The 19,814-nt window shown below is 71.3% G+C and carries 18 protein-coding genes; 8 read left to right on the plus strand and 10 right to left on the minus strand.

Annotation, left to right across the window (positions count from 1 at the left end; all coding sequences use genetic code 11):
* Positions 1-61 precede the first annotated feature (61 nt).
* The gene (locus ACZ9QC_RS23245; protein WP_472914877.1) at positions 62-997 is read right to left on the minus strand and encodes a MurR/RpiR family transcriptional regulator; all 936 of its coding nucleotides are present in this window, start codon (positions 995-997) and stop codon (positions 62-64) included.
* Positions 998-1,052: 55 nt separating this feature from the next.
* Between ACZ9QC_RS23245 and ACZ9QC_RS23250 the strand changes: the two genes are divergently transcribed.
* Both ACZ9QC_RS23250 and ACZ9QC_RS23255 read left to right on the plus strand, forming a co-directional pair.
* Entirely contained in the window at positions 1,053-1,436 is a 384-nt protein-coding gene (locus ACZ9QC_RS23250) for a hypothetical protein (protein WP_472914878.1), read from the plus strand.
* Positions 1,433-1,705: a DUF4031 domain-containing protein gene (locus ACZ9QC_RS23255; protein WP_472914879.1), complete on the plus strand. Its 273-nt coding sequence runs from the start codon at positions 1,433-1,435 to the stop codon at positions 1,703-1,705. The genes ACZ9QC_RS23250 and ACZ9QC_RS23255 overlap by 4 nt, the downstream gene beginning before the upstream one ends.
* Before the next feature lie 141 nt (positions 1,706-1,846).
* Here ACZ9QC_RS23255 and ACZ9QC_RS23260 read toward each other — a convergent pair whose 3' ends face one another.
* From ACZ9QC_RS23260 to ACZ9QC_RS23270, 3 genes are all read right to left on the minus strand, one after another.
* Positions 1,847-3,004 carry a GNAT family N-acetyltransferase gene (locus ACZ9QC_RS23260; protein WP_472921772.1) on the minus strand — a complete coding sequence of 386 codons (1,158 nt, stop codon included), beginning with the start codon at positions 3,002-3,004 and terminating at the stop codon, positions 1,847-1,849.
* 29 nt (positions 3,005-3,033) lie between these two features.
* Positions 3,034-4,275 (minus strand): Cmx/CmrA family chloramphenicol efflux MFS transporter, encoded by a 1,242-nt coding sequence (locus ACZ9QC_RS23265; protein ID WP_472921773.1) that lies wholly within the window; start codon positions 4,273-4,275, stop codon positions 3,034-3,036.
* Between the two features lie 132 nt (positions 4,276-4,407).
* On the minus strand, positions 4,408-5,088 hold the full coding sequence (locus ACZ9QC_RS23270; RefSeq protein ID WP_472914880.1) for an HD domain-containing protein: 681 nt from the start codon (positions 5,086-5,088) through the stop codon (positions 4,408-4,410).
* Between the two features lie 98 nt (positions 5,089-5,186).
* Here ACZ9QC_RS23270 and ACZ9QC_RS23275 point away from each other — a divergent pair, with 98 nt between their 5' ends.
* A complete protein-coding gene (locus tag ACZ9QC_RS23275) occupies positions 5,187-5,864 on the plus strand; it encodes a maleylpyruvate isomerase family mycothiol-dependent enzyme (protein WP_472914881.1) in 678 nt (225 codons plus the stop codon).
* Positions 5,865-6,045: 181 nt separating this feature from the next.
* Here ACZ9QC_RS23275 and ACZ9QC_RS23280 read toward each other — a convergent pair whose 3' ends face one another.
* The 3 genes from ACZ9QC_RS23280 to ACZ9QC_RS23290 form a co-directional block, all read right to left on the minus strand.
* Positions 6,046-9,369, minus strand: a complete 3,324-nt coding sequence (locus ACZ9QC_RS23280; protein WP_472914882.1) for a S8 family peptidase — start codon at positions 9,367-9,369, stop codon at positions 6,046-6,048.
* A gap of 146 nt (positions 9,370-9,515) precedes the next feature.
* Positions 9,516-9,722 carry a DUF397 domain-containing protein gene (locus ACZ9QC_RS23285; RefSeq protein WP_472914883.1) on the minus strand — a complete coding sequence of 69 codons (207 nt, stop codon included), beginning with the start codon at positions 9,720-9,722 and terminating at the stop codon, positions 9,516-9,518.
* Complete coding sequence (locus ACZ9QC_RS23290) at positions 9,682-10,545, minus strand: helix-turn-helix domain-containing protein (protein WP_472914884.1); 864 nt, start codon at positions 10,543-10,545, stop codon at positions 9,682-9,684. The genes ACZ9QC_RS23285 and ACZ9QC_RS23290 overlap by 41 nt, the downstream gene beginning before the upstream one ends.
* Before the next feature lie 171 nt (positions 10,546-10,716).
* On the opposite strand from ACZ9QC_RS23290, the gene ACZ9QC_RS23295 reads away from it, so the two are divergent.
* A complete protein-coding gene (locus tag ACZ9QC_RS23295; protein ID WP_472914885.1) occupies positions 10,717-11,433 on the plus strand; it encodes a copper homeostasis protein CutC in 717 nt (238 codons plus the stop codon).
* A gap of 293 nt (positions 11,434-11,726) precedes the next feature.
* Here ACZ9QC_RS23295 and ACZ9QC_RS23300 read toward each other — a convergent pair whose 3' ends face one another.
* Entirely contained in the window at positions 11,727-12,512 is a 786-nt protein-coding gene (locus ACZ9QC_RS23300) for an NPP1 family protein (RefSeq protein WP_472914886.1), read from the minus strand.
* A 340-nt stretch (positions 12,513-12,852) separates the two neighbouring features.
* Between ACZ9QC_RS23300 and ACZ9QC_RS23305 the strand changes: the two genes are divergently transcribed.
* A complete protein-coding gene (locus ACZ9QC_RS23305; protein ID WP_472914887.1) occupies positions 12,853-14,109 on the plus strand; it encodes a trypsin-like serine peptidase in 1,257 nt (418 codons plus the stop codon).
* 77 nt (positions 14,110-14,186) lie between these two features.
* Complete coding sequence (locus tag ACZ9QC_RS23310; protein ID WP_472914888.1) at positions 14,187-14,744, plus strand: hypothetical protein; 558 nt, start codon at positions 14,187-14,189, stop codon at positions 14,742-14,744.
* A 99-nt stretch (positions 14,745-14,843) separates the two neighbouring features.
* Here the strand turns inward: ACZ9QC_RS23310 and ACZ9QC_RS23315 are convergent, their stop codons facing one another.
* The gene (locus tag ACZ9QC_RS23315; RefSeq protein ID WP_472914889.1) at positions 14,844-16,925 is read right to left on the minus strand and encodes a HelD family protein; all 2,082 of its coding nucleotides are present in this window, start codon (positions 16,923-16,925) and stop codon (positions 14,844-14,846) included.
* Between the two features lie 305 nt (positions 16,926-17,230).
* Here ACZ9QC_RS23315 and ACZ9QC_RS23320 point away from each other — a divergent pair, with 305 nt between their 5' ends.
* A complete protein-coding gene (locus ACZ9QC_RS23320; protein WP_469075685.1) occupies positions 17,231-17,428 on the plus strand; it encodes a hypothetical protein in 198 nt (65 codons plus the stop codon).
* Positions 17,429-17,714: 286 nt separating this feature from the next.
* Positions 17,715-18,050, plus strand: coding sequence for an SH3 domain-containing protein (locus ACZ9QC_RS23325; RefSeq protein WP_467291005.1), 336 nt, complete (start codon positions 17,715-17,717; stop codon positions 18,048-18,050).
* 60 nt (positions 18,051-18,110) lie between these two features.
* Here ACZ9QC_RS23325 and ACZ9QC_RS23330 read toward each other — a convergent pair whose 3' ends face one another.
* Positions 18,111-19,754, minus strand: coding sequence for a DNA repair helicase XPB (locus ACZ9QC_RS23330; RefSeq protein ID WP_472914890.1), 1,644 nt, complete (start codon positions 19,752-19,754; stop codon positions 18,111-18,113).
* Positions 19,755-19,814: the final 60 nt, after the last annotated feature.

A 19,814-nucleotide genomic window follows, 5' to 3' on the forward strand; every position in this document is an offset into this window, starting at 1 on the left:
GGCGGATGCCGGGCGACGCCGCCGTGACGGTCGGCCACGGGCACCGCGAGCGTCGGCCCGGCTACCGCGAGGGGCCCCCGGTGCGATGCCGATGGGCCAGCGCCTCGTACGACGCCGACAGCGCCGGCGCGGCCGACTCGTACGTCCGTTGCGCCACGCCGACGAAGAGGCAGTCCACGACGAGCAGTTGGCTCGTGCGGGACGACATCGCCGCCGGTCGCAGCTCGCTCTCCCGTGCCGTGGAGGTGGTCAGGACGTGGTCGGCGTACTGGGACACCGGCCCGTCCGGGCGGCCGGTGATCGCGACCGTCGTGGCCCCGTGGTCGAAGGCGACCCGCAGCGGCTCGATGACGTCGCCCGTCGAACCGGAGTGGGTGATCGCCACGGCCACGTCCTTCGCACGGAGCTGCACCGCGTTGGTGACGGCGAGGTGCGGGTCGCTGTGCGCCTGGGCTATCAGCCCTATGCGGAGCAGTTTCTGCGTGAGGTCCTGCGCGACCAGCCCGGACGCCCCGACCCCGTACACATCGATGCGCCGCGCCCCGGCGAGCGCTCCGACCGCCGCGCCGAGCTGGCCCATGTCGAGTCCGGCCGCCGTGTCCGCGAGGGTCTGCTGCTCGTCGTACGCGAGCTTGGCGACCACGTCGGGCAGCGGGTCGTCCACCGCGATGTCGGCCGTGACCGAGGGCGCGCGGCCCGACTGCTGGTGGGCGGCGAGGCCGGCGAGGGCGAGCCGCAGGTCGCGGTAGCCCGGGTAGCCGAGGAGGCGGGCGGTGCGGACGACCGTCGCCTCGCTGGTCCCCGTGAGCTCGGCGAGGCCGGTGACCGTGAGTGCCGCGCAGGCGGCCGGGTCGTTCGCCACGGCCTCCGCGACGCGCTGCATGGAGCGGGTCATGGAGGGCGCCAGCGTCCGCACCTTCGCCGCGAGGGCGGCGGGGGCGGGCGGCGCGGGTGGACCGGACGCCGGGGAGAAAATTTCCTTCACGTCATCGCTCACATCTTGAAAGATATTTTCTGTCGGGCGGGATGGTCAAGGGCCGCACAATGGACGCATGAGTACCGGCAGTGACCCCGTGAGCCCCCTTGAGCAGGCGCTGCACGCCGCCCGCGCCCTCGTGCTCGCCGATCTGGTGTCCGGGCAGGTCGCCGAGGCGGATGTCGTCTCGATGGTCGAGGAATCCGTCGTGCAGCGCCGCTGGTGGGTCGAGCAGTGGCCGGACGGGGCGGCGTACGTCGCCGGGCTCGTCGCCCAGGACGTCCAGGACGCCCTGCTCGAACGGTACGGCCGCTGGCCCCTCTGCCCGGTCTGCGGCTCCGGCGACCCGCACGCGCTCGACGTGGAGCCCGAGCTCGGGCCCGATCCGCAGTGGGTGTGCCACAAGGCCGGGGTGCGGGTCGCGGCGCTGGGCGCGCTCGGCGGGGCGGCGTCCTCGTGACCCTCTACGTCGATCCGCCCACCTGGCCGGGGCACGGGCGTATGTGGTCCCACCTGGTGAGCGACGTGTCCTTCGACGAACTGCACTCCTTCGCCAGGGAGTTGGGCATCCCCGAGCGCGCCTTCGAGCGCGACCACTACGACATCCCCTCGCATCGCTACGCGGAGGTGGTGCGGGCGGGGGCGGTGGAGGTGGGCTCGAAGGAACTGCTGCGCCGGCTGACCGGGGCGGGGCTGCGGCGGCCGAAGCGGCGGGGGACTCCGGCCTGAAGGGACGCACGCGAGCGCGCGCGACGCTTTCGCGCCGCGTTGACGGTGCATTCACGCCGCCATGGCCGAATTGTCAGGACTGCCGCAGGGGCCCCGACAGGGGAAACGACAAGAAACCGGAGCGGTTGGGCCCGGCGTACGTCAGGCGCGCAGACGGAGTTCGTACGCGAACTGTTCCCCGTGCTCCCCGGCCTGCTCCCCGGTCCGCTCTCCGGCCTGCCCCCCGGCATGCCCCCCGTCACCCCAGTCGTCGCTCACCTTCTCGAATCCGGTACGCGAAACGACGCCCTGCGAAGGCAGGTTGGACTTCTCGACCACCGCGAACAGCGACCGTACGTCGCCCCGCTCCCGGCCCCGCTCCCGCGCCCAGTCGGCCAGCGCGCGCACCGCCTCGGTCATGTAACCGTGCCCGCGCGCCCCCTCCACCAGGTCGTAGCCGATCTCGACCCGGCCCTCCTCGTCCGGCGCCCCGTGGTAGCCGAGCGCGCCGACGGCCAGCCCGTCCTCCTTGCGGACGAGCACGAACATGCCCCACTCCGGCCGGTGCACCCCGGCCTCGTACGCCTGGAACACCAGGCCCGCGCCGGTCCGGGTCCCGTCGACCGGGCCGCCCGCGATCCAGTCGAAGCCGCCGGTGCCGCCCTCGGCGAGATCGGCCGCGGCGGCCGGGTGGACGCCCTGGAGGACGAGGCGCCCGGCGTCGATGTGCAGCGGGTTGCTCCACTTCCACTCCGTGACGGGCGCCCGGCCCGGCAGGTCGCCCCGGCCGGTCGCCCACAGCAGCGTCGCCCAGGGGTCGTCACCAGGCCTGACGTGCGGGAAGAGACGGGCGAGCACGGACTCGCTCAGGCCGAGCCCGGCGGGCGGCACGGCCGTGGCCGCCGGGAGCCCGAGGCCCTCGACGATGTCGTGCGTGTGCAGCAGCACCTCGGCGACGCCCATCGCCGCGAAGCCCTCGCGGTCGGCGGCGCGGAACGGGTACGGGTGGAAGGCGCGGACCGGGCGGGGCGTGGTGTGGACGACGGCCGTGAGCAGGACGCCGGTCGTCCGGATCACCTCCAGCAGGTCGGCGTTGTTCTCGCACTCCGCCATGTCGATCTCGAACGGTACGTAGCGCGCGGTGGGCCGCCCCGCCAGCTGCGCCGCGTACGCGATCAGGTCCGACGCGACGTGCTCGGCGGTCTCCCGGCAGTCCCAGTCCAGCCGGCCGGCCTTGGTGCCCTCCCACTCCCGGTCGGCCACCGCCCCCAGCACCGCGAGACAGTGTTCGACGGCTTCCCGTACCTGTTCCCCACCCATTGGTCGCATGGCGGCGAGGATAGGCGGGGTCAGGCGTCCGTACGTACCGGATTTACGCCGCTGCCGGTCAGCTCACCGCTCCCGGGCACCAGCTCACCGCTCCCGGTCACCAGGCGGGACGCCCGCGTACGCCGGTGCAGGCGCAGGGACACGGCGGTCGTGAGGAGGGCGGCCGCGGTGATGGCGCCGCCCGCCCAGGCCGTGGCCGCGAAGCCGTGGCCCGCGTCGATGACGACCCCGCCGATCCAGGGCCCACCGGTGTTGCCCAGGTTGAACGCGGCGGTCGTGGTGGCCCCGGCGAGTGTGGGGGCGGCACCGGCGACGTTGAAGAGGCGGGCGTTGAGGGCCGGGGCGGTGTAGAAGCAGGACACCCCGAGGAGGAAGGAGAGGAGGACGGCGGCGACCGCGTACTGGGCCAGCAGCGCCAGGGCGACCAGCAGGACCGTGGAGGCGGCGATCCCGCTGAGCAGTACCCCGAAGAGGTGCGCGTCCGCGAACCGGCCCCCGACCGCCGTGCCGATCAGCGCCCCGATCCCGAACAGCGCGAGCACCGTCGGCACCCAGCCGGTGTCCAGGCCCGACACGTCCGTGAGCAGCGGCGCGAGATAGCTGAACGCGCAGAAGACGCCACCGGCGGCGAGCGCCACGACGGCGATCGACAGCCAGACCTGCCCGTCGCGGTAGATCCGGGCCTCCTGGGAGAGCTTGGGGCGCTCGTCGGGCAGGGGGATGGCCGGTACGAGCGTGACCACGCCGACCAGCGCGACCGCCGAGGCGACCGCCACCGCCCAGAACGCCGAGCGCCACCCGAAGGACTCCCCGAGGAACGCGCCCGCCGGTACGCCCAGCACGTTCGCGATCGACAATCCGCCGATCATGATGGCCAGCGCGCGGGCGCGGGCGTTGACGGGCACCATGGCCACGGCCACGGCGGCGCCGACCGCCCAGAACCCCGCGCAGGCGAGGGCGCTCACGATCCGGGAGGCGAAGAGGACGGCGTAGTTGGGGGCGAGGGCGCCGGCGACCTGTCCGAGGCCGAAGACCGTGATCAGGGTGACGAGGGTCGTCCGGCGCGGCAGCCGCAGCGTCGCCACGGCCAGCAGGGGAGCCCCGACCACCATCCCGATCGCGAACGCCGAGATCAGCAGCCCTGCCCGGGGGATGGACACGTCCATGTCCTGGGCGATCGGCGGCAGCAGCCCCGAGAGCATGAACTCGCTGGTCCCCAGCGCGAAGACGGCGAGGCCGAGGACGTAGACGGAGAGGGGTATGCGGAAGCGGGCGGCGTGCTCGGTGGCGTGGTCGGGACCGGCGGCGGGTGAGGGCATATCCATGGGCAACCGACGGCCACGGGGTCGCATTCCCGACGTGGAGCGCCGCCGGTTCAGCCGTCGGCCGCCGATTCAGCTGCCGGCCGCCGGTCCTGTCGGCTCCGTCAGACCCGCCAGTTCCGTCCGCAGGTTCTCCCGGGCCCGGTCCTCCCACTCCCGGCGGCCGTACGGGGTTCTGAACAGCATTGGGAGATCCAGGAGTTGGCGCAGCACCGCCGCTCGGCCCGCTCGGAACGCGTCGTCCGGGACGAAGCCGTACTCCTCCCGTACGGCGGCGGCGTACGCGGCGTAGGCGTCCGGCGGTGACGCCAGGACCGCGAGGTCCGCGTCGCACAGGACCTGACCGTTCGGGTCGTCGTCGGCCGGATCGTGCGTGACGGTGAGGCGCACCAGCCGCGCCACCTCCGCCGTCCTCTCCTCCGACACCCCGGCCTCCGGCAGCGCCCGCTCGGCGAGCCGCGCCGACCGCTCCTCGTTCTCCGACCTCTCCGGCAGATACACCGCGTCGTGGAACCAGGCGGCCAGCCGGACGAGGTCCGGGTCCGTCGCGTGGTCCTCCAGCACCTCGATACGGTCCAGCACCGCCGTGAGGTGGTCGAGGGTGTGGTACTTCCGCTGCGGTTCCGACCAGCGCGCGATCAGGGCGTCGGCGTACGGCGACGGCGGGGGATCGCAGGCCCCGTCCCGGGCCGACAGCAGCGCGGGCAGCCAGCGGTGGCGGAGGTCTTCCCTGGGGGACTGGGAGTGGGGCATGTACGCATTGTGCCGTGGAGGTGAGTCGGGGGCGGGTGCGCCGTGGTCGTGCGCCGTGGTCGTGCGCCCGGCGGGCCTCTGCCCCTAGCGTGGGTCGCATGACGACTGTGGCTGATACGCACGATGTACGGGACCCCGGACTCCCCGCTCGGCTGCTGGCCGATGAGCGGGACGCGCTGGTGCCGCTGTTGCGCGACCGTCCGGAGGCGGACTTCGGGGCGGCGACCTGTTGCCCGGGATGGAGCGTGCGGGACCTGCTGGCGCACAGCTCCGCCGTGTTGTCGCGGGTGGTCGAGGGCCGGCTGGAGAAGGGAGTCTTCGGCCCGGAGTCGAACGACCGGGACATCGCCGAGCGGGCCGAGTGGCCCCTCGCGCGGATCGTGGACGAGCTGGAGCGGGGCATGACCGACGCGGGCCCGGTCATCGCCGACGCCGGCGGCTTTCTGGACGGCGTCGCCTTCGGCGAGTGGGTGCACGCCGGCGACGTACGCGAGGCGTGGAGTCTGCCCGGTGCGTACGAGGGTCCCCAACTGGGCCTGGCGGTGGAGCTGTTGGCCCACCTCACCCGGGCCCACGGCAGCCGCCCGCTGCACGCCGACCTCGACGACGCCGACACACCCCTGCTGCTCGGCGCCCCGAGCGGCGACGCCCCGCCCGCCCGCTACATCGGCGACGCCCCCACCCTCGTACGCCTCTACTCGGGTCGCCGGCCGCCCACCGGGACGTCGTACGAACTGGCCGGCGCGACCGAGGCCGAGCTCATCCTCTATCCCTGAGCCCGGCCCGCCGTGGCGTGCATCCACCGGCATCGCGTCCGCCGGCATCGACCGCGTCTCGCCATCGCGCAGATTGTGGCCCTCGACACCCTTGAGGAACGTCGACGGGAAGCCGACGGGAAGCCGACGGGAAGCCGGGAGGGCCTGCCCTCCCGGCTTCCCGACCGCGCCTGTGTGACGGCTACCGCAGCAGGTATGCCTTCACCACGGTGACCTCGTACGTGTTGCCGCTCTTGTCTGTGAGCTTCGCCTTGAAGGAGACCGACTTGGCCTTCTTCGGGTGGTTCAGCGTGAGGCTCCGCTCGCCCTTCTTCGTGGTGACCGGTGCCTTGGACCACTTCTTGCCGCCGTCGTAGGAGACCTGGACGGTGAGGGACTTGAGGCTCTTGGCCGCGGGGCCCTGGAGGGTGAGAGGGACCGTGAACTTACGGCCGGCGGGCGCGCTGCTGGACAGGTCCAGCTTCGGGGCGAAGCGGACCGAGGAGAGCGGCAGTTTCTCGTAGTCGTCACCCGTGACCTTCTTCGAGGTGAAGGTCCAGGCCGCGACGAGACGGGTGGTGACACCGGCGACCTTCGTGGAACGGGTCGCGTCCGTGCTGATCCGGTACTTGGCGGACCTGGAGGGCAGGCCGTCGATGTCCTGGCAGAGCGGCCCCTCCCCGTCCATGAGCTTCTTGCCGTCGACGGTGACGACGGCGTGCTGCCCGGTGGTCGCCGACTCGACGAAGTTCCCGGAGCCGTCCGCGAACACCCCTATGCAGACGCTGAGTTCATTGCCCCAGCGCTGAGCGGTGTTGTACTCGTCGATCTTCGGGCTGAACACACCGACGTTGTACGTCCGCGAGTACGTCTGCCCGGCCCGGTAGGTCCGGGCATCGGCGTCCGCGACGAAGACGTCGAACTCGTCGCTCGACCCGGGCCGGAACTGCGCGGCGCTGAAGTGCCACTTGACCCCCTTCGACGCGTTGACATAGGTCTTCGCGGTGGCCGGCAGGGCGAACGGCTTGCTGACCGAGTCGTACCCGGCCCCCGAGGCCGTCTCCCAGGTCGGGCTGATCGCGCCCCTGCTGTTCTTGACCGAGGCGCCGATCCCCAGTTTCACCAGGGCGAGTTCACTCGTGGCGACCTTGCGGGTGAGCCCGGTGTGCAGCGAACCAGCGCGGTCGTAGACCAGGTTGTACGTCGTGCTGCCCTTCTGCCAGATACCGAAGACCTGCGAGCTGAACTCCTCCGCCGGCAGCGTGCCGCCCACATGGCCGGTACGGAACCCCTTGAAGGAGTCCGACTGCCAGACCGAGTTGTGGAAGAAGGAACCGCTCTCCAGGGAGTACCTCACGAACGTCTGCACACTCTTGGCCGACCCCGGCACGGTGATGTCCACCGGCTTGGCCTTGCGGGCGTCGAAGGTCACCGTGGTGTTCTTGGAGACGGTGAGCTTCGGCTGCGCCATCAGCGCGAGATCCGGGCGGGCCTGCGCCCCCTTGGGGGTCCGGACCAGCGTCTCCAGAAGGTAAGTCCCCTTCGGCACCCGGGTCTTGACGACTCCGTCGCCGTCGGAGTCGTACGGGTCCAGCTGAAGGTCGACGTTCTGGCCGCGGACCAGCGTCCCGGACTGGGAGGGCCTGCCCTCGGTGTCGACGTACTTCAGGGTGAGGTCGTACGCCTCCGACTCCCGGTGCACGGCGAACGAGGTACGGACGCGCTGGCCGCCCTCGGTCGCGCGGGCGACGAGCACCCCGGCGAACACGCCGTCCTGGCCGCCGATCCGGGTGTCCGCCGTGAGGTCGACGCCCGCGGTGCCGCCCGCCGGGACGGTGATCCGGTCGGTGCCGGCGGTGAAGAAACCGGCGGGTGCGGGCTTGCCCTTCGGCCCGGCCGTCTCCATGGACAGGTCGAGGGTGACGGGCTGCGTGCCGTCGTTGCGGTAGGTGATCCGTCGGGTCACCGGCTTGTCGTCGGCGTGCGGCCACAGCTGCGTGCCGAGGTTCACCGAAGCCTGCTCGCCGCTCACGGTCTGGGTGAGCGCCCGCACCAGGTCGGTCCGCCCGGTGCCCTGCTGGAACGGCGACAGACGGGCGCCGGGTTCGGTGGAGGAGGTCAGCGCCCGCTTGATCCGCTCCGCGCTCCAGTCCGGGTGCCGTTGCGCGAGGATCGCCGCCGCGCCGGCCACGTGCGGGGTCGCCATCGACGTACCGGACATCGACACATAGCCGGGGATGGCCGGGGTGCCTTCGACACCCTTGGCGGCCTTCGCCGCGACGATGCCGACGCCCGGGGCGGTGAGGTCCGGCTTCAGCGAGCCGTCGGCCGTGGGGCCGACACTGGAGAACTCCGCGATGCCGTCCTTGCGGTCGACCGCGCCGACGGTGAGCGCGGAGGCCGCGCTACCGGGGGAGCCGATGGTCGTCGCCTCGGGGCCCTCGTTGCCGGCCGCGACGACGAAGAGGGTGCCGCTCTCGGCGGATATACGGTCGAGAGCGGCCTCCAGCGGGTCGTTCGCCACCGTGTCCTCGCCGCCGAGGGAGAGGTTGGCGATCCTGGCGCCCTGGTCGGCGGCCCACTGCATGCCCGCGATGATGCCGGAGTCCGAGCCGAACCCCCCGTTGTCGAGGACCTTGGCGTCCAGGATCCGCGCACCGGGCGCGACCCCCTTGTGCGTGCCGCCGGACCTGGCCCCCGATCCCGCCACGGTCGACGCGACATGCGTGCCGTGGCCGACGTGGTCGACGGTGCCACCGGAACCCGAGAAGTCCTTCTGGGCGATCTCGACGCCCCTGAGGTCGGGATGCGTCTCGTCCACACCGGTGTCCAGTACGGCGACCTTCACATCCGTACCGTCGTACCCGGCCTGCCAGGCCGCCGGGGCGCCGATCTGCGCCGTGCTCTTGTCGAGGGCGGCCTTGCGGCGGCCGTCCAGCCATACGTGGGCGATACCCGGAGCCGTCGTCAGGGCCTGCCCGCCGCGGGGGTCGGCCGTGGTGAGCGCGTCCCAGACCTCGTCCGCGCCGCTCTTGGGCGCGGTCAGCGCCTCACCTCCGACGGCGGGCAGTTCGCGGCCCACGCGGACATCCGCCTCCGCGATCGCCGCCTCCGCGGTGGCCCGCTTCTTCGTGTTCTTCGTGTACGAGACGATCAGCGGCACCGTCGCCCGGTGCGCGTCGTCGTACTCGGCCCTGAGCAGCCCCGTCACATTGAACAGCCGACGGTCCACCGTGCCCTGCCCGATCAGGGGGAGCGCGTCGGCCGGCAGGACGTAGGTCTCGTCGCCCGTCCGCTGGACGGACATCGGGATGCCCTCGCGGCCCTCGCCGGGCTGGACGCGGGTCACCCGGCCCTCGGCGTCCACGTGCACCCGGTCGCCGGAGATCAGTGTGACGACGGACCCGGCCCCCGCGCCTGCCCTCGTCCCACCCGACCCGGTCCCGGTTACGGCCCCGGTCCCGGCCCCGGCCGCCGAAGCGCCCCCCGCCACCGTGAGACACGTCGTGACCAGTGCGGCGACCATGGCCGCACCCATACTTCTTCTGCACCGCAGCACAGTTCTCCCACCCCTGGAACCGTCGATGAATGGCTCATGGAAGACGGTCGCGGAGTGACAGGGGTTGCACCTGAGTACGCCTACTCAGGTTCGTCTGTGCAATCGGACGTGACCTATTCGCCCGTCCGCCTCACGCCCCCCAGGAAGCTGGCCCAGGCGGCGGCCTGGAACACGAGGACGCCACCGGCGGGGTTCTTGCTGTCGCGGACGGGGACGAGGCCGGGGAGGTTGTCGGACACTTCGACGCACTCGGCGCTGTTGCCCCCGCTGTAGCTGCTCTTACGCCAAGTCGCGGTCCTCAGATCGGGTGCGGTGCGCATCCTCGTACTCCTCGGCCGCCTGCTCGATCAGGGCGAGGGACGCGCCAGGCGACAGTGCCGCACCCCCAATCAGATCGTAGGACAGCGTGGAACGGGTCACTACGGCAGGATCGTCCTGGAGACGGCCAGTTTCGGACCCATCGGCGTATGCGAGAGGAGGGGCGTCCTCGAACGTCATGAGCTTGAACATGCCTGTCATCCCGGCGTTCGCTCCCTCCGCCAGCGGTAGCACCTGGACGATAATCCGGTGGCGCCTGGCCATCGCCGCGATGTGCTGCAACTGCGCCGCCATGACCGCCGGTCCGCCCACCGGGCGGCGTACGACCATCTCGTCCAGCACAGCCCAGTACTGAGGCTTCCTCGGGTTCTCGAAGATGTGCGCCCGCGCCCGGCGGGCGGCCACTCGCGCCTCGGCCGCCTCCTCCTCCAGGAACGGGTCGTACGCCCGGACCACCGCCCGCGTGTACTCCGCCGTCTGAAGCAGGCCGGGCACCAGGATCGGCGCCCAGTCCTTGATCGTGAGTGCCAAGCCCTCGAACTCCACCACATCCGCGAAGTGGTGCTCGTACGGCGACTGCCGCGCCGCCTCCAGGTTCCGCGTGAAGAACCCGTCCGCGGCCAGCACCTCGTCCGCCATCCTCGCGAACTCCGGCTGCATCCGGCGCGTCCCGACCTCCAGCATCCCTACGTACGCCCCGCTGATGAACATCGCGGCACCCAGGTCCTCCTGGGACAGGCCCGCCTGTTCTCGCCGGTGGCGCAGTTCCGCGCCGTACATCGCCCGGGTCGACTGGGACGGGTCGAGAGACTTCGGCTTCGGCATGGGGCAACTCCCTCTCGAACAGCCGGTCTTGTTGCTGCGCGCCGATTCGAGGGTAGATGCGGAGGGTGGTCGGGTGCGTGCTGAACGTGACGGCCGCGTCCAACGGCCCGGGTTGTTGGTAAATTGGACTAGACCTGTTGTCGTCACGTGAAGCCCGAAGGAAGGGGCCCCATGACCACGCGCGCGCTTCTGGAGGTGATCGCCCTCGATGCCGAGGACGCCGTCGCCGCCCAGACCGGAGGTGCCGACCGGCTGGAGCTGGTGGCGGACATGGCGGCCGACGGGCTCACCCCGACGGTCGCGACGTTCGTGGAGGTACAGGCCGCCGTCGACATCCCCGTACGGGTCATGCTGCGGCTCGCGGACGGATTCGCGGCGGGGCGGGTGGACGCGTTGGTGCGGGTCGCGTGCGACATGCGGGCGGCCGGGGCGGAGGAGTTCGTGCTCGGGTTCCTCGGGGAGGACGGCGGGCCCGATCTGGACGCCGTCGAGCGGGTGGTCGCCGAACTGGACGGTCGCTCGTGGACGTTCCACCGGGCGATCGACCGTGCCGCCGACCGGGACGCCCTGCGCAAGCAGCTCGCCGAGCTGCCGGGGCTGGACACGTATCTGACGGCGGGGTCGGAGCGGGGCGTGGACGACGGTATGCCGGTCCTGGTGGCGGAGGCCGCGAGACGCGGGGATCCCGGCTACACGCAGCGCCTCATGATCGGCGGGGGCCTCCGCCTGGACCACATCCCCCGGCTGCGCGCCGCCCGCGTCGATGCCTTCCACATCGGCGGCGCGGCCCGCCCCGGGGGGTGGGCCGCGCCGGTCGCCGCCGAGGCCGTACGCGCGTGGCGCACGGCCCTCGACGCGCGCCCGGCCCGCGCGACCGCTTCGCGCTGACGCGCGGGGGTCCGGGGGTGCGTTGCCGGCCGCGGGCCCGGTGGGGCTTCTCGCGCAGTTCCCCGCGCCCCTGAAGGACAGGCCCCGGGGGCGACGCGGCTACGGCCTGAAGGCGGCGGGGCGGCGGACCCAAAAGTGGCGGGGTGGCGGGCCTGAAGGTGGCGGGGTGAAAAGCACGGGGCGCAGCCCCTGCTTTTCAGGGGCGCGGGGAACTGCGCGAGAAGCCCCACCCACCCGCACCCGACAACGCACCCACCCCACAGCGCACCCCCCCGGCCAAGCAGCCCGCAGGGTTACGCGTTGGGGTCGAACGCGATCCCCGACGGCTTCGCCTTCGCGAGGTTGGAGGCGAAACTGCCGTCCTTGAGGCCGAAGTTGGCGCTGCCGAAGTCGTGCGAGACGAGGATGTCGCGGATGCCGGACGGGTAGCCGTTCCAGCCGACGAGTGGCGGGTACTGCCAGGTGCCCTTGTGGTTCTCCGGCGGCTCGTCGTTGGAGCCCGCGAGCCGGAAGCAGTGCGTCCGGATGCCGTCCTTGTGGTAGACGATCTTCGGGTGCGTACCCTCCCAGCGGACCGAGGACGCGGCGTGCACGCTGAAGCCGCCGTGGGCGGAGGTCGAGACGTACTGGGCCGTGCCGTTCTGCACCCAGACCACGACGTGCTCCCAGTCGTGCCGGTGGCCGCCGATGCTGCTGCCCGAGACCGCCTGGTCCTTCTCGAAGTAGAGGTCGTACATGATCGCGCACCAGCCGTTGTTGCACTTGTAGCGCGAGTAGCCGTTGGTGTTGTCCAGGTCGGACCGGTCGCGGCAGTCGCCGTTGAGTGAACCGGTGGGCTTCAGGCCGCCGTTGACCGTGCCCGTCGGACCGATCGCGGGCGTCGAGTAACAGCCGTCCGTGTCGTAGTCGTACGCGGGCTGCCAAGTCGTCTCCAGCGCCTCCGCGTTGGCGGGCAGCGCGGCGGGCGGAGCCGCGAACGCGCTGCCGGCGACGCCGACCACCAGGGTGACGGTGGCGCCGAGCACCACGGCGGATCTGCGGAAACGACGCGAAGTGCGCGTGCGCGAACCTGTCTTCACTACGGCCTCCTGAGCCTGCAGCGAGGGATGGCGCATGTCATGTCATGCGCCATGGCATGCGCAGGTCAGATTGGCGCTACTCGCGGGTAGTGCACAAGGGTCCGGAGGTGTCGGAGTGATGAAGAATCAATCATTGTGAAAACCCTGTGAGTTGTGGCCCAGGGGTGGGGACCGGCGCGGACGCGCCACATCACAGGTAGATATCCGCCACGTAGTTGTTGTGTGCGAAGTCGCCGTTGAAGGGCCCTCCGGAGATCATCGCGGGCTTCCGCGCGTGCATAGTTGTCTCGCCCCAGCCAAGCGGGGGCATGACAAGTTTCATCACACGGGGACGGGCTCCATGCCATTCATACGCCGCCGCGGCCTCACGGCCGCAGCCGCCGTGATCGCCGCGGTCATGGTCACTACCACCGCCTGCAGCAAGACCGAGGAGAGCGGGGCCAAGGCCTCCGACTCCACGACCGCCCAGGCGGACGCGGGCGACAACATCGACACCGGCGAGAACGAGAGCGGTGGTGACACGACCGTCGGCGGGTTCAAGCTCCCGAAGGGCGTGCCGACCGAGCTCACCGGTGACGCGCTGCAGAAGTGGAAGGACGGTGGCTGGCAGGACTTCAGCGGCGACTGGGCCTCCAAGGCGGAGGACTTCGCCAACCCGTACATCGAGAACTTCTGGACGCCGGAGCGCATCGCCGGGGCCAAGGAGAACCTGCCGGACCTGCCGGCGGTCGCCGAGGCGGGCAACACGTCGAAGGGGTCGGGCAAGACCACCCAGGTCTGGCTGCCCGACGGCAAGGTCAAGAAGCAGCAGGCCGGAAGGGTCAAGGCCACGTACCACAAGTACGCGCCCCCGGTCGGCAAGCTCTTCTTCACCACGCCCCAGGGGTCGAGCGTCTGCTCCGCCGCGGTCGTGAAGGACCCGGCGCACCCGGGCAAGTCCAACCTCGTGTGGACCGCCGGGCACTGTGTGCACGCGGGCAAGGGCGGCGGCTGGTACCGCAACATCGCCTTCGTGCCGTCCTTCAACAACACGGGCAAGCTGAACATCAGCCAGGCGTCCGCGAACTACCGCGCGAGCAACGTCTCCCCGTACGGCGTCGCCTGGGCCGACTGGGCCACCACCTCCGGCACCTGGATCAAGGGCGGCGCCGCGAGCGAGGGCACCGTGGCCGCCGCGTACGACTACGCGGTGCTGCACGTGAAGCCGGAAAAGGGCTCCAAGTCCCTGGAGGAGCGCCTCGGTTCGGCCCTGCCGGTGTGGTTCAACGCCCCCGCCGCCAACAAGGTCAAGAACATGAAGGTGCGCGGCTACCCGGCCGAGGCCCCGTACGACGGCTCGAAGATGTACCACTGCCAGGGCGCCACCAAGCGCTTCGTCCTCGGTTACAGCTACCCGAGCGACTACCCGGCCCAGTACATGGTCGGCTGCACCATGAACGGCGGCGCCTCAGGCGGCCCCTGGTTCATGTCCCACAAGGGCCGCACCTACCTGGTCTCCAACAACTCCCTGAGCGACCGCTCCACGTTCATCACGGGGCCGCGCCTCGGCAAGAACGCGAAGCAGGTCTACCTGGCGACCAGCAACAAGTTCAAGTAGTCCCCACGACCGGCCCCCGGCGACCTTCGCGGTCGCCGGGGGCCGCCGCATACACGCGTTCCCGTACCTTCGACGTCATGAACACGTCCGAGTGGTCCGAGCGGTCCCAGTGGTGGGAGCGGTTGCCCGCAGGCATCCGCGCGCAGGTCGACGGATACGTCCTTCAGGACGCCCTGCTCCCGGCGATCCGCGCCGTCCTCGCCGCCGGCCGCGTCCAGGGTCTCGGCCTGGCCGATGCCCAGCACGTCGTCCACGACCGCTATCTCCACCACGGCGACCGCGTCGCCCGCACCCCCGACAGCCCCCTCGACCAGGACTCCCTGACCGCCCTCGCCACGGGCCTCCCCGGCCGGCTCGTCGCCATCGAGGCGGTCTGGGACGGCGACACCGTCCACGACTGGTTCGTGATCCTGCTGGCCCACACCGCCGACCCCGAGGGCGAGCACCCGCTGGCCACCATCTATCGGGGCACGGCCGAGCGCCACCTCGGAGCGGACAGGGCGGCCCGCACCCCGGGCCACCCGTCCGCCGAGGCCGCCACCCACGCCGGCCGGGCCCTGGCAGCCCATCTGTCGGTCCCCTTCCATTTCGCCAGCCCTGACACCCCTGACGAAGAGGCGAGATGGGAGAGGTGACGAGCACGACGAGTCCCTGACGCGTGGCGGCGCGGGAATGTGGCTGGCGGAGGCACGACGTCAGCCGGGTGCCCTGCCCGGTGGTCCGGCGGGCCTGCTCTAGGCCAACTGCGGCGGCAGCGGCGCCGCATGGGTCACGATCAGGCCCGAGACCGCTCGGGTGAGGGTGACGTAGAGGCGGCGTAGGCCCGTGCGTTCGTCCGGTTCGGCGTCGACGATCGCCTGGGGCTCGTCCAGGACCACGTAGTCGTACTCCAGGCCCTTGGCGAGTGACGCCGGGACGAGCGTCAGGCGGGTCTCGTGCGTCGTCTCCTCGCCGGGGGACAGATGGGCGAGGCCCGCCGCTGTCAGCGCCTCGGCGAGGGCGGGGACGCGGGTGTCGGCGGCGATGAGGCCGGTCGAGCCCTCGTTGCGGAGCAACTCCTCGCAGGCGGCGATGACTTGGGAGTCGCCGGTGCTCGGCCGTACGTCGAAGAAGCCCGGGTTCTCGCGGACCGATGCCACCGGGGTGAGGCCGGGCGCGATGTGCGGGAGGAGCCGGGAGGCGTAGGTGATCACGTCCGTCGGGACGCGGAAACCGGCCGTCAGCTCCTCCACATGGGCCTCCGCCTTGCCGAGGTGCGCCAGCGCCTCCTGCCAACTCCGCGTCGCCCAGGGGGTCGTGCCCTGCGCCAGGTCGCCGAGGACCGTCGCCGAACCGGTGGTGCAGCGACGGCCCACCGCCCGGTACTGCATGGGGGACAGGTCCTGCGCCTCGTCCAGGACGACATGGCCGAGAGAGTGCGTGCGCTGCACCAGGTCCGTCGCCTCGTCGACCAGGACCGCGTCGGCGGCCGACCACTTCACCGACTTCACGCTCCGCGCCGGCTTCGCCCACAGGATCGTCTTCTGCTCGTCGTCCGTGAGGATCCCGTCCGCGTGCTCGGCCAGGAAGTCCGCGTCGGAGAGCAGCCGTAGCACGAGCTTCGCGGGATCGACGAGCGGCCAGATGGCCTTGACGGCCGCCTTCACCGCCGCGTTGCGCGCCACCGCGTCCTGCACCCGGTCGTCGGGCGCCTCCCCGGACCGCTCCATCTGCACCAGCACAGCGTGCGCGATCCGCTGCGGCAGCGCGTCCCGCGCGGCCCCGTAGCGGATGTCCCGGTCGAGCAACTCCCGCACGATGCCTTCGAGTTCGTACGCCGGCACGCGCCAGCGACGCGAACCCCGGACGACCACGACGGGCTCGGTGGGCAGCGTCACGTGCGAGCGCACCGCCCGGCGGAGGACTTCGGCCATCCGGGCGTCGCCCTTGACGACGGCGGCCGCCGCGTCGTCCGTGCCCCGCACCTCGACATGGGCGACGAGGTCGTCGACGGTCGCCTGCTTGACCTCCAGCTCGCCCAGCGCGGGCAGGACCTGCTCGATGTAGTGCAGGAAGGAGCGGTTCGGCCCGATGACGAGGGTGCCGGTGCGGGACAGACGCTCGCGGTGGGCGTAGAGGAGATAGGCGACCCGGTGCAGGCCGACGGCCGTCTTCCCGGTGCCGGGCCCGCCCTGCACACAGAGGCTGCCGGACAGGTCCGAGCGGACGATCTCGTCCTGCTCCGGCTGGATCGTCGCCACGATGTCCCGCATCGGGCCGACACGCGGACGCTCGATCTCCTGCTGGAGCAGCCTGCTGGTGGCGGCCGCCTCGGCGGGGTCGGAGAGGTGCTCGTCCTCGTACGCGGTCAGGTCGCCGCCGGTGTACCCGAAGCGGCGCCGCAGCCCGACGTCCATGGGGTCGGTCCTGGACGCCCGGTAGAAGGGCTGCGAGACGGGGGCACGCCAGTCGATGACCATCGGGTCGCCGTCCGCGTCGTGCACGTGCCGTCGCCCGATGTAGAAGCGTTCGCCCTCCGCGCCCTCGGCCCGGTCCGCGCCGGGCGCGTGCAGGTAGTCGAGCCGGCCGAAGAAGAGCGGGGTGTGGCTCAGGTCCGCCAGGGCCTTGATCCGCTCCTCGATCTGGCGGGCCAGCACCTCCGCGTTCACCCAGTTCGCGGTGACGTCCTTGATGTCCAGCGCCACCACGTCCTCCCGCATGGCCCGCAGCGCGGACCGGGAGGCGGCGAGGTGGGAGCGCTCGCGGGAGAGGGGGTCGGCGGCCGGGTCGCTGGGGGCGGCGGGGCCGGCGGGGTCGGCGGTGGGCTGCGCGGACAAGGGGGTGCCTCCGGGGGCCTGCGGGGAGCTGGGGGGACGCCTGACGGCGGTGACCGACCGGTTTCCGTCCGGGCGGCGGCGCTCCACGGACGGGAGGCGGGCAAGAGCGGAGAGTGTAGGTGAGGGGAGGGGGCGGAGGCCAACGGATTTTTTTGCCGTTCGCGTCCGCCGTGCCCGCCGTACCCCTAGGGGGTCCCTACACCGCCGGTATTACGGGAGAGCTGGACCTGAGGGGGAGCCGGGGGCTCAGCGCGTTCACTCCGGAGACCGACGCGGTTCAAAGGCGGGCGTTCCACCATGGAGACATGAGTGCAGCGACCTTCATCCCAGCCTCGGCCTCCGGCCGACCCGGTCCGCCGCCCGGCGCGACCGGCCTCGACGACCACCACAACCGCCACCGCCTCGCCGACGCCCTGCGCGCCGTCAAGGTCTTCGCGAGCGCCGCGTTCGGCGTCGTCGTCCTCGGCGAGTACGCGGAGGAAGCGGGCGTACGCCGCCGGTGAACGCCGGCGTCCCGCGCACGACCCGCTGATCACCCCTGCCTTCTTCACTCCTGCCTTCTTCACTCCTGCCTTCTTCACCCTTCCCGAACCCCGAACACCTGCCTCGATCCCTCCTCCACGGACCGACGACGCGGCTCCCGCCGCCCGCACTCAAGGCGGCCCGTCCTCGGCGGCACGGCACGGTTCCTCGTTCGCTTTTCGCCTCAACCTCCGTTACAGGCGCAAAGATTGGATGTGGCAGCATGATCGACGCAGCATCATTTGATCAAGGAAACGGGGACTGTTCATGCGTTTCGCTTCGCATCGGCTTCGCACCGCGGTGAGCGGCCTGACCGCCGCCACCGCGCTCGCCCTGGGCATCACCCTCGTGGCCGCGCCGAGCGCCTCCGCGGTCGGCTCGTCCGCGTGCACGAAGAACATCAAGGACGCGACCTACATGGTCAACAACTACGCCGGTACCACCATGCAGTCGGGCCCGGGCTACAAGTACAAGGACGTCAAGTTCCTTGAGCTCGGCACCGACGTGCGCGTGTACTGCGAGACGTACAAGAACGGTTACAACTGGTACTACGGCAAGGCCGGCAAGAAGAAGGGCTGGGTCCAGAGCAGCGACTTCCACTAGGAGGTCGGCGGACCCGGTGCCGGACGGCGGCCGACCGCCGTCCGGCACCGGGTCCCGCCCTCAGCCCTCCGCCAGGAGTTCGTCCGCGTCCATGATCCGGTACGCGTAGCCCTGTTCGGCCAGGAAGCGCTGGCGGTGCGCCGCGAAGTCCTGGTCGATGGTGTCGCGGGCGACCACGGAGTAGAAGTGGGCCTGGTGACCGTCGGCCTTCGGCCGCAGCACCCGGCCGAGACGCTGCGCCTCCTCCTGGCGGGAGCCGAACGTGCCGGAGACCTGGATGGCGACGGTGGCCTCGGGCAGGTCGATGGAGAAGTTCGCGACCTTCGACACGACGAGGACGTTGATCTCGCCCTGCCGGAACGCTTCGAAAAGCTTCTCGCGCTGGGCGTTGCTGGTCTCGCCCTTGATCACCGGCGCGTCCAGATGGGCGCCCAACTCGTCGAGCTGGTCGATGTACTGGCCGATGACGAGGATCTGCTGACCCGCGAAACGGCGGACGATCGCCTCGGCCACCTTCCGCTTGGTCGCGGTGGTCGAGCAGAAGCGGTACTTCTCCTCCTGCTCGGCGGTGGCGTAGGCGAGCCGCTCGGCATCGGTGAGGTTCACCCGGACCTCGACACAGTCGGCGGGTGCGATGTAGCCCTGTGCCTCGATCTCCTTCCACGGCGCGTCGAACCGCTTGGGCCCGATGAGCGAGAACACGTCCGACTCCCGCCCGTCCTCCCGGACCAGCGTGGCCGTCAGCCCCAGCCGTCGGCGGGCCTGGAGATCGGCGGTGAACTTGAAGACCGGCGCGGGCAGCAGGTGCACCTCGTCGTAGACGATGAGGCCCCAGTCACGGGAGTCGAAGAGCTCCAGGTGCGGGTAGACGCCCTTCCGCCGGGTCGTCAGCACCTGGTACGTGGCGATGGTGACCGGCCGGATCTCCTTCCTCGTCCCGCTGTACTCGCCGATCTCCTCCTCGGTCAGCGACGTCCGCTTCACCAGCTCGTGCTTCCACTGCCGGGCGGAGACGGTGTTGGTGACGAGGATGAGGGTGGTCGACTTGGCCTGGGCCATGGACCCGGCGCCGACCAGGGTCTTCCCGGCGCCGCAGGGCAGCACGACGACCCCGCTGCCGCCGTGCCAGAAGTTCTCCACGGCCTGCTTCTGGTAGGGGCGCAGCGCCCAGCCGTCCTCGGCCAGCTCGATCGGGTGGGCCTCACCGTCGACGTACCCGGCGAGGTCCTCGGCGGGCCAGCCCAGCTTCAGCAGGGTCTGCTTGATCTGCCCGCGCTCGGAGGGGTGCACGGCGACGGTGTCGGGGTCGATCCGGGCCCCGACCAGCGGAGCGATCTTCTTCGACCGCAGGATCTCCTCCAGCACCGGCCGGTCGGTGGTGGTGAGGACGAGACCGTGGGTCGGGTGCTTGGAGAGGGTGAGGCGGCCGTAACGGTCCATCGTCTCGGCGACGTCCACGAGCAGCGCGTGCGGCACCGGGTAGCGGCTGTACTGCACCAGCGCGTCCACGACCTGCTCGGCGTCATGGCCGGCGGCCCGCGCGTTCCACAGCCCGAGCGGTGTCACCCGGTAGGTGTGGATGTGCTCCGGCGCCCGCTCCAGCTCGGCGAAGGGCGCGATGGCCCGACGGCACTCGTCCGCCTGCTCGTGGTCGACCTCCAGGAGCAGTGTTTTGTCGGATTGGACGATGAGGGGACCGTTCACGCGCGACACCTTTCGATTCGGCCAAACGTCCAGTGTGCCTGATCGTTCCCCCTGGCAGGG

It is taken from the genome of Streptomyces sp. HUAS MS02, assembly GCF_055702265.1.

What these genes read in the sequence shown, in the direction of transcription:
- ACZ9QC_RS23250 (WP_472914878.1), top strand. Translation starts at nt 1,053, where the DNA reads ATGAGTACCGGCAGTGACCCCGTGAGCCCCCTTGAGCAGGCGCTGCAC.
- ACZ9QC_RS23260 (WP_472921772.1), bottom strand. Translation starts at nt 3,004, where the DNA reads ATGGGTGGGGAACAGGTACGGGAAGCCGTCGAACACTGTCTCGCGGTG.
- ACZ9QC_RS23270 (WP_472914880.1), bottom strand. Translation starts at nt 5,088, where the DNA reads ATGCCCCACTCCCAGTCCCCCAGGGAAGACCTCCGCCACCGCTGGCTG.
- ACZ9QC_RS23275 (WP_472914881.1), top strand. Translation starts at nt 5,187, where the DNA reads ATGACGACTGTGGCTGATACGCACGATGTACGGGACCCCGGACTCCCC.
- ACZ9QC_RS23280 (WP_472914882.1), bottom strand. Translation starts at nt 9,369, where the DNA reads ATGGTCGCCGCACTGGTCACGACGTGTCTCACGGTGGCGGGGGGCGCT.
- ACZ9QC_RS23285 (WP_472914883.1), bottom strand. Translation starts at nt 9,722, where the DNA reads ATGCGCACCGCACCCGATCTGAGGACCGCGACTTGGCGTAAGAGCAGC.
- ACZ9QC_RS23290 (WP_472914884.1), bottom strand. Translation starts at nt 10,545, where the DNA reads ATGCCGAAGCCGAAGTCTCTCGACCCGTCCCAGTCGACCCGGGCGATG.
- ACZ9QC_RS23295 (WP_472914885.1), top strand. Translation starts at nt 10,717, where the DNA reads ATGACCACGCGCGCGCTTCTGGAGGTGATCGCCCTCGATGCCGAGGAC.
- ACZ9QC_RS23305 (WP_472914887.1), top strand. Translation starts at nt 12,853, where the DNA reads ATGCCATTCATACGCCGCCGCGGCCTCACGGCCGCAGCCGCCGTGATC.
- ACZ9QC_RS23310 (WP_472914888.1), top strand. Translation starts at nt 14,187, where the DNA reads ATGAACACGTCCGAGTGGTCCGAGCGGTCCCAGTGGTGGGAGCGGTTG.
- ACZ9QC_RS23320 (WP_469075685.1), top strand. Translation starts at nt 17,231, where the DNA reads ATGAGTGCAGCGACCTTCATCCCAGCCTCGGCCTCCGGCCGACCCGGT.
- ACZ9QC_RS23325 (WP_467291005.1), top strand. Translation starts at nt 17,715, where the DNA reads ATGCGTTTCGCTTCGCATCGGCTTCGCACCGCGGTGAGCGGCCTGACC.